The sequence below is a fragment of the Citrobacter sp. wls711 genome, assembly GCF_005281055.1.
GTDB lineage: Bacteria > Pseudomonadota > Gammaproteobacteria > Enterobacterales > Enterobacteriaceae > Citrobacter > Citrobacter gillenii.
The window spans coordinates 1-15,186 of record NZ_SZXC01000071.1 but is presented as its reverse complement, the minus strand read 5'-3'; the positions used below and the strand labels follow the sequence as shown (position 1 = coordinate 15,186).

General features: G+C 51.7%; 14 protein-coding genes. 3 read left to right on the top strand and 11 right to left on the bottom strand.

Translation table 11 applies throughout. From position 1 onward, the window contains the following. Nucleotides 1–66: 66 nt before the first annotated feature. A complete protein-coding gene (gene serC, locus FDW98_RS20280) occupies nt 67–1,155 on the bottom strand; it encodes a 3-phosphoserine/phosphohydroxythreonine transaminase (protein WP_096757681.1) in 1,089 nt (362 codons plus the stop codon). Between the two features lie 214 nt (nt 1,156–1,369). Continuing rightward, the gene (locus FDW98_RS20275; protein ID WP_096757682.1) at nt 1,370–2,062 is read right to left on the bottom strand and encodes a DUF421 domain-containing protein; all 693 of its coding nucleotides are present in this window, start codon (nt 2,060–2,062) and stop codon (nt 1,370–1,372) included. Nucleotides 2,063–2,197: 135 nt separating this feature from the next. Here FDW98_RS20275 and ycaO point away from each other — a divergent pair, with 135 nt between their 5' ends. The 3 genes from ycaO (at nt 2,198) to pflB (ending at nt 7,563) form a co-directional block, all read left to right on the top strand. Next, nucleotides 2,198–3,958 carry a 30S ribosomal protein S12 methylthiotransferase accessory factor YcaO gene (gene ycaO / locus FDW98_RS20270; RefSeq protein WP_096757683.1) on the top strand — a complete coding sequence of 587 codons (1,761 nt, stop codon included), beginning with the start codon at nt 2,198–2,200 and terminating at the stop codon, nt 3,956–3,958. A gap of 405 nt (nt 3,959–4,363) precedes the next feature. Beyond that, the gene (focA, locus tag FDW98_RS20265) at nt 4,364–5,221 is read left to right on the top strand and encodes a formate transporter FocA (protein WP_135322512.1); all 858 of its coding nucleotides are present in this window, start codon (nt 4,364–4,366) and stop codon (nt 5,219–5,221) included. Between the two features lie 59 nt (nt 5,222–5,280). Next, a complete protein-coding gene (gene pflB / locus FDW98_RS20260) occupies nt 5,281–7,563 on the top strand; it encodes a formate C-acetyltransferase (protein ID WP_096757685.1) in 2,283 nt (760 codons plus the stop codon). Between the two features lie 313 nt (nt 7,564–7,876). Here the strand turns inward: pflB and FDW98_RS20255 are convergent, their stop codons facing one another. The 9 genes from FDW98_RS20255 to FDW98_RS20215 form a co-directional block, all read right to left on the bottom strand. Beyond that, entirely contained in the window at nt 7,877–8,098 is a 222-nt protein-coding gene (locus FDW98_RS20255; protein WP_052746971.1) for a DNA-binding transcriptional regulator, read from the bottom strand. A gap of 62 nt (nt 8,099–8,160) precedes the next feature. Beyond that, nucleotides 8,161–9,354 (bottom strand): phage late control D family protein, encoded by a 1,194-nt coding sequence (locus FDW98_RS20250; RefSeq protein WP_137398944.1) that lies wholly within the window; start codon nt 9,352–9,354, stop codon nt 8,161–8,163. A 2-nt stretch (nt 9,355–9,356) separates the two neighbouring features. Beyond that, nucleotides 9,357–9,821 (bottom strand): phage tail protein, encoded by a 465-nt coding sequence (locus tag FDW98_RS20245; protein WP_137398943.1) that lies wholly within the window; start codon nt 9,819–9,821, stop codon nt 9,357–9,359. Between the two features lie 11 nt (nt 9,822–9,832). After that, nucleotides 9,833–12,262: a phage tail tape measure protein gene (locus tag FDW98_RS20240; protein WP_137398942.1), complete on the bottom strand. Its 2,430-nt coding sequence runs from the start codon at nt 12,260–12,262 to the stop codon at nt 9,833–9,835. Continuing rightward, nucleotides 12,255–12,374 carry a GpE family phage tail protein gene (locus FDW98_RS20235; RefSeq protein ID WP_000763326.1) on the bottom strand — a complete coding sequence of 40 codons (120 nt, stop codon included), beginning with the start codon at nt 12,372–12,374 and terminating at the stop codon, nt 12,255–12,257. Before FDW98_RS20235 ends, FDW98_RS20240 begins: the two co-directional genes overlap by 8 nt. Before the next feature lie 32 nt (nt 12,375–12,406). Then, nucleotides 12,407–12,688: a phage tail assembly protein gene (locus tag FDW98_RS20230; protein ID WP_079935220.1), complete on the bottom strand. Its 282-nt coding sequence runs from the start codon at nt 12,686–12,688 to the stop codon at nt 12,407–12,409. A 62-nt stretch (nt 12,689–12,750) separates the two neighbouring features. Beyond that, nucleotides 12,751–13,269 carry a phage major tail tube protein gene (locus tag FDW98_RS20225; protein WP_023223221.1) on the bottom strand — a complete coding sequence of 173 codons (519 nt, stop codon included), beginning with the start codon at nt 13,267–13,269 and terminating at the stop codon, nt 12,751–12,753. 12 nt (nt 13,270–13,281) lie between these two features. Beyond that, complete coding sequence (locus tag FDW98_RS20220) at nt 13,282–14,469, bottom strand: phage tail sheath protein (RefSeq protein WP_137398941.1); 1,188 nt, start codon at nt 14,467–14,469, stop codon at nt 13,282–13,284. 82 nt (nt 14,470–14,551) lie between these two features. Beyond that, the gene (locus FDW98_RS20215; protein WP_137398940.1) at nt 14,552–15,112 is read right to left on the bottom strand and encodes a recombinase family protein; all 561 of its coding nucleotides are present in this window, start codon (nt 15,110–15,112) and stop codon (nt 14,552–14,554) included. Between the last annotated feature and the right edge of the window lie 74 nt (nt 15,113–15,186).

Below are 15,186 nucleotides of genomic sequence, written 5' to 3'. Positions count from 1 at the left end.
CTTAACTCTCAAAAACAGATATAAAAACCCCACAGGCTGGCTGTGGGGATGAAAAATAGCAGCAGACTAGCCGCGGCGACGCTCGAAATCGATCATGAAATCGGTCAACGCTTTCACGCCTTCAAGCGGCATTGCATTGTAGATAGACGCGCGCATCCCACCGACCACACGATGCCCTTTCAGCGCATGCAGACCGGCAGCAAAAGACTCTTCCAGGAACAGTTTATCCAGTGAGCTGTCAGCCAACTGGAAAGGAACGTTCATGCGCGAGCGGTTAGACTTCGCAACGTCGTTACGATAGAAGTCACTGTTATCAATGACGCCGTACAACAGTTCCGCTTTTTGCTGGTTAATTTTGTCCATTGCGCTGACGCCACCTTGCGCTTTCAGCCACTTAAAGACCAGACCAGAGAGGTACCAGGCAAATGTCGGCGGCGTGTTAAACATCGAGTCATTGTCGTTCAGGACGGTGTAATCGAGGATCGACGGGCAGGACACGTGCGCTTTGCCGAGTAAATCTTCACGTACGATGACGATCGTCAGCCCCGCTGGGCCGATGTTTTTCTGCGCGCCGGCGTAGATTACGCCATAGCGGCTAACATCAAGCGGCCCAGACAAGATGGTGGAAGACAGGTCAGCGGTCACCACAACGTTACTGGCAAAATTCGGCGTCTCATCGATTGCAATACCATCAATGGTTTCGTTCGGGCAATAGTGCAGATAAGCCGCGTTGTCAGAAAGCTGCCATTCACTCATTGGCGTGACCGCCCGCAGGCCGTCAACGGTGACTTTGGCATCAATCACGTTTGGTGTGCAGTATTTCTTCGCTTCTTTAATGGCGCTGGCTGCCCAATAACCGGCATCGACGTAATCTGCCGTGGTCTTATCGCCCAAAATATTGAGCGGGATCCCGGCGAACTGACCGCGACCGCCGCCATGGCAGAACAACACTTTGTAGTTGGAGGGAATGCTGAGGAGATCGCGAAAATCCTGCTCTGCTTCCTCTGCGACCTGGATAAACTCTTTGCCACGGTGGCTAATTTCCATCACCGACGTGCCAAGACCATTCCAGTCGCGGAGATCCTGTTGAGCCAGTTTAAGTACGTCCGCCGGTAGCATTGCCGGGCCTGAACTAAAATTGAAGACCTGAGTCATTTCCCCTCACCACGTTGTGTTGTTATCCGGTCAACATCCTGTCGTTGGCAATAATTCCTGTGACAGACATTGGGTATATGTTTTTCCTGTGGATATCGGTTTTATCATTCAGCGACACGCGCCGCAATGGGTAATACGGGTCAGGGGAAAAATGTGTCATTCGTCACACAACAGAATCTATCGGATTGACGGCTCAAAACCGATATTTTCGCTGTCAGGTGACCCGTTTTGCCCGACTGGCCTTCGTCCATTCTGGATTTGCACAGCGCGGACATAATTGATGATCCCCAGCGCGCATGTGAATAACTTCACTACAGCGTACGCAGGCATAATCCCCTGCCGCCGGTACCACCTTAAAGCGTTGCGTACAGTGTTTAGGCAGAATGCTGAGACCGGGTTTGACGTCTTCATCGGCAAAGAAATAGACGCTGATTTGCCCGTTTGTCTCCAGAATAGCGAGCTTCACCTGCCCTAATTGCTCCACACCGTTCAACCGCAATTCCATAAAAAACTCGAATTCCGTCATATTGGCATTATTGAGCTTCGACCATGACAGTTCGCCGTCTTCGATGATCACCAGCGGTTTACCCTCCAGCAGATCCTCCAGCTTTTCACTGTGTGCCATCAGCCACATCACTAAGCGATACAGCAGCGCCAGGGTAATGAATACCACCAGCACCGGTAGCAGCGGAACATCGTCATAAAACGCCACATCCCCCGCTGCCGACCCCAGCGTCAGGATAATCAACACTTCAAAAAGCGACATCTGGCGTACACCACGCCGCCCCGTGAGCTTTAAAAACAGAAAAACCAATATAAAGGTATAAAAACTGCGCAGCGCCACTTCACCCAGAAACTCCATGGGCACTTTATCCAGCGCCATACGGTGTAAATCGAATGCTTTCATTTTGTACTCTTAACGTGGGTTATCGTGTGAAAGCATAGTCAACGCTTTTATTTGCGTCACCGCAGTGGCGGCGATAGCGCCATTCATATAAAACCCGTATCATTGCGCGCTTTCCGTACGACAAAAGTGATTTTCATGACGCAAACATTTATTCCCGGCAAAGATGCCGCGCTGGAAGATTCCATCGCCCGCTTCCAGCAAAAATTACTCGACCTTGGTTTCCAGATTGAAGAAGCCTCATGGTTAAACCCCGTTCCTAACGTTTGGTCTGTGCATATTCGCGATAAAGAGTGCGCACTGTGTTTCACCAACGGTAAAGGCGCGACGAAAAAAGCGGCGCTGGCTTCCGCGCTGGGCGAATATTTTGAGCGTCTGTCCACCAACTACTTTTTTGCCGATTTCTGGCTGGGTGAAACTGTCGCTAACGGTCCATTCGTGCATTATCCGAACGAAAAATGGTTCCCGTTAACCGAAGAGGATGACGTTCCAGAAGGTCTGTTGGATGCCCGTCTGCGCGCGTTCTACGATCCGGAAAATGAACTGACCGGCAGCATGCTGATCGACCTGCAGTCAGGCAATGAAGAACGCGGCGTTTGCGGTCTGCCGTTTACCCGCCAGTCTGATAACCAAACCGTGTACATTCCGATGAATATCATTGGCAACCTGTACGTTTCCAACGGAATGTCTGCCGGTAACACCCCAAATGAAGCACGCGTTCAGGGGCTGTCTGAAGTCTTTGAACGTTATGTGAAGAACCGCATTATCGCAGAAAGCATCAGTCTGCCGGAAATCCCAGCCGACGTGCTGGCGCGTTACCCGGCTGTGGTCGAGTCCATCGCCAAACTGGAAGCCGAAGGGTTCCCAATTTTCGCCTATGACGGCTCGCTGGGCGGCAAATACCCGGTTATCTGCGTAGTACTGTTTAACCCGGCTAACGGGACCTGCTTTGCGTCATTTGGCGCCCACCCGGACTTCGGCGTGGCACTGGAGCGTACCGTCACTGAACTGTTGCAGGGCCGCGGTCTGAAAGATCTTGATGTCTTTATGCCCCCGACCTTTGATGATGAAGAAGTGGCTGAGCATACCAACCTCGAAACCCACTTCATCGATTCCAGCGGCCTGATCTCCTGGGATTTGTTCAAACAAGATGCCGATTATCCGTTCGTTGACTGGAATTTCTCCGGCACCACGGAAGAAGAGTTCGCCACCCTGATGGCTATCTTCAAAACAGAAGATAAAGAAGTGTATATCGCTGATTACGAGCATCTGGGCGTGTACGCCTGCCGCATCATCGTTCCGGGGATGTCCGATATTTATCCGGCTGAAGATCTGTGGTTAGCGAACAACGGTATGGGCACACATCTGCGTGAAACCATTCTTTCTCTGCCGGGCAGCGAGTGGGATAAAGAAGACTATCTCAGCCTGCTCGAACAACTGGATGAAGAAGGTTTTGACGACTTTACCCGCGTACGTGAGCTGCTGGGTCTGGCAACAGGTCCAGACAACGGCTGGTCTACGCTGCGTATTGGTGAGCTGAAAGTGATGCTGGCACTGGCCGGCGGTGACCTGGAGCAGGCACTGATTTGGACCGAATGGACAATGGAGTTTAACGCATCGGTCTTTAGCGCCGAACGCGCCAACTACTACCGTTGCCTGCAAACGCTGCTGCTGTTGTCGCAGGAAGACGATCGCCAGCCGCTGCAGTATCTGAACGCTTTTGTCCGTATGTACGGTGCCGATGCGGTTGAAGCGGCGAGTGCTGCATTAAGCGGAGAAGCGCCGTTTTATGGCCTCCAGTCCGTCGACAGCGATCTGCAGGCTTTCCCGGCGCATCAGTCTCTGCTGAAAGCCTATGAAAAACTGCAGCGCGCAAAAGCAGCATACTGGTCAAAATAATGGCAATTAGCCTGCTCTGAGTAGGCTTCAACAATTGACTACGCTATATTACGGGGCGCATTTTGTGCCCCGTTTTTTTTATTTTTGCTTAATCAAAAATAAATGTAAAAACAAGGTTAAAAATTAGTAGTTGATATTAAAAAAAATAGCTTGATAGTGTTGCATTTCATCTCAATTACTCCATTTTAATTAACCGCTCAACGGGAGGCGAAAGGAAAAAATTCAACTCACTTTATAATTTTTAAAATTTATTTTTACTATAACAATCAAAAAGTTACTCCGTAATCGCATAAAAACCATGCGTCTTGCGGGCCTATAAGCCAGGCGAGATATGATCTATATCAAATTCTCATCTATAATGCTTTGTTAGTATCTCGTCGCCGACTTAATAAAGAGAGAGTTAGTGTGAAAGCTGACAACCCTTTTGATCTTATACTTCCTGCTGCTATGGCCAAAGTTGCCGAAGAAGCAGGCGTCTATAAAGCAACGAAACATCCGCTTAAGACGTTCTATCTGGCAATTACTGCCGGTGTGTTCATTTCAATTGCCTTTGTTTTCTATATCACCGCCACGACCGGTACTGGAACAATGCCTTTCGGTATGGCCAAGTTGATCGGTGGTATCTGCTTTTCCCTGGGACTGATTCTTTGTGTTGTCTGCGGCGCTGACCTCTTTACTTCAACCGTACTGATTGTCGTCGCTAAGGCCAGTGGACGTATTACCTGGGGCCAACTGGCAAAAAACTGGCTCAACGTTTATGTTGGCAACCTGGTAGGTTGCTTGCTCTTTGTGCTACTGATGTGGCTTTCCGGCGAATATATGACCGCTAACGGCGCATGGGGGCTAAATGTCCTGCAAACCGCCGATCACAAAGTGCATCACACCTTTGTTGAAGCCGTCAGCCTCGGTATTCTGGCAAACCTGATGGTGTGCCTGGCCGTATGGATGAGCTACTCAGGCCGTAGCCTGATGGACAAAGCGTTTATCATGGTATTGCCGGTCGCAATGTTTGTTGCCAGCGGTTTTGAGCACAGTATCGCAAACATGTTTATGATCCCTATGGGTATCGTAATACGCGATTTCGCCACACCGGAATTCTGGACCGCTGTCGGTTCTTCTCCGGAGAATTTTTCACACCTGACCGTGATGAATTTCATCACCGATAACCTGATTCCGGTTACGATCGGTAACATTATCGGCGGCGGTTTGTTAGTCGGGTTGACATACTGGGTCATTTACCTACGTGGTAACGATCATCACTAATTTGTTGATGCCCATTACACGTAGTAAATAAAAAATCCACTTAAGAAGGTAGGTGTTACATGTCCGAGCTTAATGAAAAGTTAGCCACAGCCTGGGAAGGTTTTACCAAAGGTGATTGGCAGAATGAAGTAAACGTCCGTGACTTCATTCAGAAAAACTACACTCCGTATGAGGGTGACGAGTCCTTCCTGGCTGGCGCAACTGACGCGACCACCAAGCTGTGGGACAGCGTGATGGAAGGCGTTAAACAGGAAAACCGTACTCACGCGCCTGTTGACTTTGACACCTCCGTTGCTTCTACCATCACTTCTCACGATGCTGGCTACATCAACAAGCAGCTTGAGAAAATCGTTGGTCTGCAGACTGAAGCTCCACTGAAACGTGCGATCATTCCGTTTGGCGGCATCAAAATGGTTGAAGGTTCCTGCAAAGCGTACAATCGCGAACTGGACCCGATGCTGAAAAAAATCTTCACCGAATACCGCAAAACCCACAACCAGGGCGTATTCGATGTTTATACCAAAGACATTCTGAACTGCCGTAAATCCGGTATTCTGACTGGTCTGCCAGATGCGTATGGCCGTGGCCGTATCATCGGTGACTACCGTCGCATTGCGCTGTACGGTATCGACTACCTGATGAAAGACAAGTACGCTCAGTTCGTCTCTCTGCAGTCCGATCTGGAAAATGGCGTAAACCTGGAAGCAACTATCCGTCTGCGTGAAGAAATTGCTGAACAGCACCGCGCACTGGGTCAGATCAAAGAAATGGCGGCTAAATATGGCTGCGATATCTCTGGTCCGGCTACCAACGCTCAGGAAGCTATCCAGTGGACCTACTTCGGCTACCTGGCCGCTGTTAAGTCTCAGAACGGTGCAGCAATGTCCTTCGGTCGTGTATCCACCTTCCTGGATGCATACATCGAACGTGATATCAAAGCAGGCAAAATCACTGAGCAAGACGCTCAGGAAATGATTGACCACCTGGTCATGAAACTGCGTATGGTTCGTTTCCTGCGTACGCCTGAATATGATGAACTGTTCTCCGGTGACCCGATTTGGGCAACTGAATCAATCGGCGGTATGGGCGTTGACGGCCGTACTCTGGTTACCAAAAACAGCTTCCGCTTCCTGAACACCCTGTACACCATGGGTCCTTCTCCGGAGCCGAACATCACCGTTCTGTGGTCTGAAAAACTGCCTCTGAACTTCAAGAAATTCGCCGCTAAAGTGTCTATCGATACCTCTTCTCTGCAGTATGAGAACGATGACCTGATGCGTCCGGACTTCAACAACGACGATTACGCTATCGCTTGCTGCGTAAGCCCGATGGTTGTTGGTAAACAAATGCAGTTCTTCGGTGCGCGTGCAAACCTGGCGAAAACCATGCTGTACGCAATCAACGGCGGCGTTGATGAAAAACTGAAAATCCAGGTTGGTCCGAAATCTGAACCAATCAAAAGTGACGTTCTGAACTTCGACGAAGTGATGGAACGTATGGATCACTTTATGGACTGGCTGGCTAAACAGTACGTCACCGCACTGAACGTCATCCACTACATGCACGACAAGTACAGCTACGAAGCCGCTCTGATGGCGCTGCACGACCGTGACGTTGTTCGCACCATGGCGTGTGGTATCGCAGGTCTGTCCGTTGCTGCTGACTCCCTGTCTGCAATCAAATATGCGAAAGTTAAACCGATTCGTGACGAAGACGGCCTGGCTATCGACTTCGAAATCGAAGGCGAATACCCGCAGTTTGGTAACAACGACTCTCGCGTTGATGACATGGCGGTTGACCTGGTAGAACGTTTCATGAAGAAAATTCAGAAACTGACTACTTACCGTAACGCTATCCCGACTCAGTCTGTTCTGACCATCACCTCTAACGTTGTATATGGTAAGAAAACGGGTAACACCCCAGATGGTCGTCGTGCTGGCGCACCGTTCGGACCGGGTGCTAACCCAATGCACGGCCGTGACCAGAAAGGTGCTGTTGCCTCTCTGACCTCCGTTGCTAAACTGCCGTTTGCTTACGCTAAAGATGGTATCTCTTACACCTTCTCTATCGTTCCGAACGCACTGGGTAAAGACGACGAAGTTCGTAAGACTAACCTGGCAGGCCTGATGGACGGTTACTTCCATCACGAAGCGTCCATCGAAGGTGGTCAGCACCTGAACGTGAACGTCATGAACCGTGAAATGCTGCTGGACGCGATGGAACATCCTGAGAAATATCCTCAGCTGACCATCCGTGTATCGGGTTATGCAGTACGTTTTAACTCCCTGACTAAAGAACAGCAGCAGGATGTTATTACTCGTACTTTCACTCAGACCATGTAATTGGTTTTGACTGAAATCACGCGTTAAATGTCGTACAATAAAGGCTCCACGTAAGTGGGGCCTTTTTAGCAACTAAGTCTCTTTCGTCAGCTATCTATACTTATGGATGACTGCCAAAACAGACTCGACACAGTTAATAACTGTGCACTCACTCTGGCCCCGAATGGGGCACATCTGGAGATACACCGCAATGTCAGTTATTGGTGACATTTTTCTGTAGATAACCAAATGAAATAAAAGGATTTATTTCTGGTCACGTCCACGAATTGACCACATCGACAAAAAAGCCCCGCATTTGCGGGGCTTTCTTTTTCTACATCCAAGGTATTGATTGCTGGCCGTTTTGCATCGGATGAGGTAATGCCGGTACCACTTCACCCGGCTTGACGATGTATCGCTCGACCGTTTCAGTCGTTACAAACGTGCAGCTACAATTAATATTAGTGCACTGGTGATAGCGCTCTTTGGTGGTATCAGTAAAGTAACGACTGGTGCGCGCGTGAGCGGCTGTATGGCATAACGGACAATGAAACATTTTTTCACCTCACCGGCTGGACTTAATGACCTAATTTTAACCACTTAATACTTATAAAACAATCAGTTATCATCAATTTCTGACGTATCACTATCCGTTTCATACTCCACATCAGAGAGCATTACCTCGAGCTCTACAGACGTCGTGAAGCCATTCCCGCCGAGGTTATGGGTCACCTTACTGATTATCCATGACTGGTCATCTATGACGCTCTTAAAGCCTGAGACCCTGACCGGCATTTCGGGATAAATATCTTCCCGACCGGTTGCCAGCATGATTGAGAACTCCGCAACGCCACGCTGCAATTTATCCCACTTCGCCTGAGCCGCTCGCATCGCTTGCGCCTTTGTCGCGTAAATGGTCGTCAGTGCGAAAACGTTGTCAGCCTCACCGGCCATATATTCACCCTCGCGGGCTTCCTGCTCTTTCTTCTTTTTCGCTGCGGTTTTACTGCCCACGACTTTTGCTTTCGGGTGCTGTAGTGCCCGGAGGTGTTGCTCTTTGGGCTTGCGCTTCAGCTTCAGCGATTGCTTTTGCTTCGCCGGTTTTGGGTCTTTGGTGTGCAGCCATTTAGCCGTTACGCCGGTGTAAGCACCACGGTCAGCAATAGCAAACTGATGCCGGTCGCCGTCACTGCGCTGGATAGTAATCTGAGGGATAGCTTTTCCGCTGGCCGTCGTACCACTTCCCGCTTTAAGCATCAGCAATTTACCCGCTTTGACCGATACCGCGCCGCCGTTGCGTTCCGCTAGGCGAGTCAGGAAAACAGCGTCGGATTCCTGCGACTGGTCGATATGCGGAATTTTTATCCCGGCAAGAGAATCCGCGACGCTGGCCGTTAATTTATTACGGGCGGCTATCGCGCTGACGATAGCGCCGAGTGTGGTGTCGTGCCATGATTCCTCGCGGCGTGAATTGAGCGTTCCGCGAAAATCAGCGCTACGGGCGCGAATGGTCACCGTATCTGGCGCCCCCCGGTGCTCCACCTCATCGACGGTAAATCGCCCCTTACCAACGAGTGCGAAACCTTTCCAGCCGAGGTACAGCGACAACACTGCTCCACGAATCGGCAGCGCGACAAGTCCGTCAGAATCATCGAGTTCAATGTCGAGCTGGTCAGCTTCAAAGCCCCGGTTATCCGTCATCGAGAGATTAATCAGCCGGTCGCTGATATTGCCGGTAATATCTTTGCTTTCCAGTGTCAGCATAAAATCGGGCGTCAGTGTGGCCCCCGCGCCGGTGATAATATCCAGCATGATTAAGCCCCCACCTTAGACATCAGATCGCCAGCTTTACCGACCAGACTTTCGGCCTGTTTTCCGATATCGCCATAGACCGCCGCGAGCGATTCATCGACACGGGTCAGTGACAGAGTGAAGCTGATTTTTCGGGGGGACCCGTCCTCAAAAAATACCGTGCCAGTCTCCGAGACATTGCTGACAATAAACATCCCGTAAATCCAGCCTGAGCCAGAAATAAGCGGCCATGCTCGCCCCTGCTCGGCCATCGCATAAAGCGTCAGCATCGAAAACTTGCCGCCGGTCAGCTCAGGATACAGGTCACCGCTCAGGGTAATTTTGTCCTCCCCTTCACCGAGATACTGAAATGCGTCACGCTTCCCGACGCGGGAGTTTGACGTCCAGCTATAATCCGCGCTGCGCTGCATACTCTGATAGGGCAACGTCTGGCGCATAAAAACAAACATACCTAGTGCCAGCATCATAATCGGTCTCCTTAGTCATGCATCATGCTTGCGCGGGCTTTGGCGCGTTTCTCACGCTCATATTTTTCTAAGGCATCCTGTAAATCATTACCTAACCGACCGCCCGGCATACCGTTTCCCGGCACGTTGATTTGATAGGTTGGCCGACTCTGGTCGATGTAGGTTTTACCGGCAGGTGCCGTGACCGGCTGATAGCTGTTGTAAGAGCTGATAGCCGGGCTGTAACCGTTCTGCGTCGCCGCACTGGCTTTCGCCGCGGTCTGGTCAAGCGAGCTGGATTCTTTGTTGATAACCCCGAGCTTTTCGAGCACCCAGTCAATCCCGCTTCGCAGCTTGTTAAAGGCGTTAAGCGGCATCAACAAAGCATCAGCCAGTGCCTGACCGAACATGACACCAACATTACGGCAACTGTTTAATGTGTCCTGAGTCGCTTTTACCGGCGCTATCAGGTCTTTAAACCACTGCCAGATACCGCGAAGTTTCTCTCCGAGGCCGCCAAAGATGGGTGCCAGCGGCGCGAACATTTCCCCGACCGGCGCAAAGGCGCTCATCAGCCCCTCGATAACACCACCGAAAAAAGCGCTGACAGGCTCCCAGTATTTGCGAATCAGCAGCGCGCCAGCAACAACCGCCGCCGCAACGGCCACAACCGGCCACGTAATAGCACCGATAGCGGCGACAACCCCGCCGCTGATTGTCGTAAAGACCGCACCGAGCAGGCCAGCCGCCGCGATAATGGCGTTAATCCCGGCGATGACCGGCCATGCAATCAGACCGATACCGCCAATCACCGCAATGAGGCCAAGCGCACCACCGGCGATAAGGCCGATAGTCTGAGCAAGTCCTTTATTTTTTTGTATCCAGCCATCGAGCTGCAACACGTATTTTGTGGCCGTCTGGGTGAGCTTGCGGAGCGACTCCTCTTGCTGGTCATAAAGGTCAGTCCCGACCGCCTCATAGGCTGACTGAAATTCTTTAAAGTCGCCGCCGAGATTGTCCTGCATGACCTTGACCAGCTCTTCAGTTTTACCGTCAGAGCTTTTAATCAGACGGGTCAGGTTATCCAGTTTCCCGCTGGCCGCTGCGGCCATCAGGACACTGGCCGATGAGCTGGCCTCTTCACCGAAAATCGCCTTCATGTACTCTGAGCGCTGTCCGGTACCGAGATTATTTTTCTCAAAGCTGGCCTGCATTTCTTTGAGGATGGAGAAAATCGGGCGGGTATTGCCCTTGTTGTCCATCGTTTTGACGCCCAGCTCTTTAATCGCGTCATATGCCTTGCCGGTTGGTGCCTGTAATCGACTTAACACGGCACGGCTACCGGTACCGGCCATCGAGCCGGTGATATTGTTGTCATGAAGCGCGCCAATCATCGCGGCGGTTTCTTCCAGACTCACACCCGCATTTTTTGCGACCGGCGCGACATAAGTCAGTGAGTCACTCAGACCGGCAAACGTAGCCTGTGATTTATTCATGGTCATCGAGATCACATCGGCAATATGCGTTGCCTTGTCATCCGCGAGACCGAAAGCGGATTTCGTACCGATGAGTAACTTTGCGTTATCCTCCATCGTTTCTTTATTCGCGAGCGACATATTCAGAATGGCGGGCGTTTGCGCAAGAATACCGTCTTTATCCGCGCCGGATTTTGCCACGATAATTTGTGCCGCTGCGGCGTCATCAGCAGATGCAGCCGTATTATCGCCCAGCGTTCTGGCTTGCCCCTTTAACGCTTTCATTTCGGGCGATTCTTTATCGAGACCGAGTACAGCCTGAAGCTCTGAGTTCTTCAGCGAAAAATCAAAGCCGGGTTTGAGCACAGCACCACCGGCGACCACACCGGCGGTCGCTACACCAACACCGGCCACACCGACATTACGCGCACCGGCAGCGAGCTTTTGCCCGGATTCGTAGCGGGATTTAACCGCACTCAGTTTCGCCTGTTGCGCGCTGACGCGCGCCAGTGCCTCACGCTGGCGGTTAAGCTGTGCTGTCGTTTCGCTGATATTATTTTTCAGACGGTTTTCATCATTCGTCAGGTTGCGGGTATTAATCCCCGCTTTACCGAGCTCCGCCTGTTGCCGCTTAACAGACTGCGTGAGGCTGTTATATTTCGTCTGCAACCCATCAGCCGCGCGTTTCGCTGACTCCAGCACTCTGGCCTGTGCCGCTGTTGGCCGCTCCGTGTTTTTAAACTGCACCGCCAGCGCTTCAGCTTCCTGTTTTGCTTTTTCCAGCGACTGACCGGTTACCGCCAGTTGCGCACTGGTTTTACGAAAACCGTCGATTTTCGATGCCTGACCATTCAAATCACGCAGGGATTGCTGAGTCATGCGGATATCACCAGACAGCGATTTACTCGCCGTCTGGATCGCTTTAAAGGGTCGGGTCGCCTGGTCGACAGCTTTCAGCAGCACTTCGAGTTTTAGGTTATTACTCATTCGTGTTTCCGCTTCGCTGTAGCGCTTTTTCGCGCCAGTTGACGAGCTCGGTCAGGCTCATGGGATAAAGGTCTGATGGCGACCAGTGGAAAATTACCGCTATGTCAGCCATCAGGTCATCGACCGAGAGTTTTTTCGGGAAGGTTACGCCGCCGAACTCGGTGACAAAAAACCGACCACCTTACCGGCAAACGACAGCAGGTCGGGCAACTCCAGCGCGGCGGCTTCCTGCTCGGTCAGCGATGGCATGGTCATGCGTGGCAGCACTTTAATCAGCGCATCGACGTCAGAGTTTGCGACAGATGCCAGGCTGACGCCGCGAAGGGTTCCGGCACACGGTTTTAACAGGGTGACGTCGGTAATAACCTGCTCACCGCGCTTGATGGGTTTAATCAGAGTGACGATATTTTCGTTAGTTTTTTCCATGATATTTCTCGTTAAATTCAGGTTTCAGGATGCCCGGCCAGCCATGCTGACCGGGACAATAATTACAGGCCGATATTCTGTCGGTGTGCCTCGAGCATGTCGGTACCGTTCACCATTTCGACGAGGTTCACGGTGTCGATTTCGACCATATCTTTACCGTTGAGTGTCAGCTTGTAGTACGAGCACTCGAGCGAGATTTTCGACTCCGTGTCCTCGCCCTGCTTGGCTTCGCCGAGGTCGATTTCTTTCTGACGGCCACGGAGAACAACCTCAACCGGCACGGTCTCGCCGGTGTCATCACGCTGGTAAGACCCTGCAAAACGTAGCGGCACGGAGGCCGTACCGGTGGCGGCATATAACGACCAGACAGCATCATCAGGAAAACCGCCGAGCGAGATTTCAGCCGACAGCGCATCGTCATCGAGGCCAAGGTCAACCGAGGCTGAGCCATTCATCCCGCCGCCGCGATACTTCTCGAGTTTGCGGGTTAATTTTGGCAACGTGACGGACTGCACGACGCCGAGATAACTTACCCCGTCGATAAACAGGTTCATGAGTTTGAGCTTGCGCGGTAATGCCATTTGTCAGGCTCCTTATTTGCTGTTGACGGACGAGATAAGATTCGCCAGATATTTATCGGTGATGCGCTGGCGTAAGGTCAGGTGTTCGAGTGGCGGCACTGGCGTATAGTCATAATCGATAAACAGTTTCCCGGCCTTCAGGGTTTCTTTGCTGTTGGCCTCTTCGTCGAACCAGCACGTCGCATCGATGATGTAACCGCCGCTTTTCAGCTCGCGGAATTTCGCGTTGATGCCATCGATAATGTCGCGGATCAGTGTCGCGGTGATGGGCTTATCGTTCGCCCACATATGCCCCTCAGCCATTGTGTCGGCGATGACCTGTGCCGTGCGGGTGTAGTTCTCAAACTGAAACAGCGGGTCATCTGAGCAATTACGGTTACCCCAGAAGCGAAAACCATCGGCACGAATCAGCGTGGTAACACCGGCCTCATTCAGCAGGTCGGCATCGGTGCCTTTTTCCTGCAAATCCCAGAAGACGGACGCACTGATGCCGGTGACCTCATTGACGCCGACGTTTGACAGGGTTTTGTGCCAGCCGGTGTCATTGTCAATTTTGGCGCGCAGACCCAGCGCGATGGCGGTCGCGTAGCTGGTTGTTGTGGCGCTGGCCGTGGTATCCCATCCGAGGAACTCAGGCCAGATAATCATGAGTTCGCGCGCGCTGAAATTCTCACGGTAGGCAATGACGTCAGAAATGGTTTTACAGCCCCATGCGCTGACATAGGCGAAAGCGCGCAGTTTCTGAGCCACGGAGACAAGCGCGGTCGCCACTTCCTGAGTATCGAGACCCGGCACACCGAGAATACGGGGTTTCACGCCGGTGACCGCTTTCGCCGTTAACAGCGCTTTCAGCCCGGTGTATTTTCCGTTCTCATCCGTGGTGCCAATGATGTTAGAAATGGTTTGCGCCTGTGCCTCTTCGTCGTCGCCGGTACCCTCAGCGACACGCACAACAACGACAACCGGTTTTGACTGGTTAGCGATGAGCTGTAAGGATTTTTTCAGGGTGCCTTTAGTACCGGCTTTTGCGATGGCGCTTTGTGGGTTGGTAATCAGCACTGGCTCATTGAGCGGGAATGCCCCGGCGTCAGCATCGCTGGCCGTGCAGACCATGCCAACGACCGCTGTTGATACCGTCGAGATTGTACGGGTGCCGTCGTTAATTTCGACGACCTCGACACCGTGATGAAAATCACTCATCCGTTAAACTCCGTTAGTTTGGGTGAGTGATATTGTCGGGTGTACGTTTACAGGGGGCTATTTGTCAGGGTTCGCCGGTGGCTTACACAACGGGATTTGTCGCCGGAAATTTTTTATACAGCGTCGATATACCCACGTCAAAAATCAGTGCGACACGCTGTCGTGACTCCCCGGCCGCAATCAACCGGCCAGCCTGAGCCCATTCATCAGGCGTCAGCTTCGGCCTTCGACCTCCGATTCTGCCTTGTGCTCTGGCAGCATCCAGACCGGCGCGGGTTCGTTCGACAATTAGCTCGCGTTCCATTTCCGCAAGAGCGCCCATGATATGGAAGAAAAAGCGCCCCATTGGCGTTGAGGTGTCAATGCTGTCGGTCAGGCTTCGGAAATTAACCCCGCGCTGGCGAAGCTCTTCAGTCATCGAGACAAGATGACGCATGCTACGCCCGAGCCTGTCGAGCTTCCAGACAACGAGAGTATCGCCGGAATTTAATTGCCTGAGAGCGCGATTTAACCCCGGTCTGTTTGTCGATTTACCGCTGATTTTATCCTCGAATATTAGCTCACATCCTGACCGTTCCAGCGCATCACGCTGTAATGCGGTGTTTTGTTCATTTGTTGATACGCGCACATAGCCAACCTGCATCGACTTTCCCTCATGCAAAAGCCGGAATGATGCCAGCCAGGGCGCAAATCTGCATTTTCTTAAACGTTGGTCTG

Bases quoted from the DNA above. Each gene is read 5' to 3' on its own strand.
- serC (WP_096757681.1), bottom strand. From the start codon at position 1,155: ATGACTCAGGTCTTCAATTTTAGTTCAGGCCCGGCAATGCTACCGGCG.
- FDW98_RS20275 (WP_096757682.1), bottom strand. From the start codon at position 2,062: ATGAAAGCATTCGATTTACACCGTATGGCGCTGGATAAAGTGCCCATG.
- ycaO (WP_096757683.1), top strand. From the start codon at position 2,198: ATGACGCAAACATTTATTCCCGGCAAAGATGCCGCGCTGGAAGATTCC.
- pflB (WP_096757685.1), top strand. From the start codon at position 5,281: ATGTCCGAGCTTAATGAAAAGTTAGCCACAGCCTGGGAAGGTTTTACC.
- FDW98_RS20255 (WP_052746971.1), bottom strand. From the start codon at position 8,098: ATGTTTCATTGTCCGTTATGCCATACAGCCGCTCACGCGCGCACCAGT.
- FDW98_RS20250 (WP_137398944.1), bottom strand. From the start codon at position 9,354: ATGCTGGATATTATCACCGGCGCGGGGGCCACACTGACGCCCGATTTT.
- FDW98_RS20245 (WP_137398943.1), bottom strand. From the start codon at position 9,821: ATGATGCTGGCACTAGGTATGTTTGTTTTTATGCGCCAGACGTTGCCC.
- FDW98_RS20240 (WP_137398942.1), bottom strand. From the start codon at position 12,262: ATGAGTAATAACCTAAAACTCGAAGTGCTGCTGAAAGCTGTCGACCAG.
- FDW98_RS20235 (WP_000763326.1), bottom strand. From the start codon at position 12,374: ATGGCTGACATAGCGGTAATTTTCCACTGGTCGCCATCAGACCTTTAT.
- FDW98_RS20230 (WP_079935220.1), bottom strand. From the start codon at position 12,688: ATGGAAAAAACTAACGAAAATATCGTCACTCTGATTAAACCCATCAAG.
- FDW98_RS20225 (WP_023223221.1), bottom strand. From the start codon at position 13,269: ATGGCATTACCGCGCAAGCTCAAACTCATGAACCTGTTTATCGACGGG.
- FDW98_RS20220 (WP_137398941.1), bottom strand. From the start codon at position 14,469: ATGAGTGATTTTCATCACGGTGTCGAGGTCGTCGAAATTAACGACGGC.
- FDW98_RS20215 (WP_137398940.1), bottom strand. From the start codon at position 15,112: ATGCAGGTTGGCTATGTGCGCGTATCAACAAATGAACAAAACACCGCA.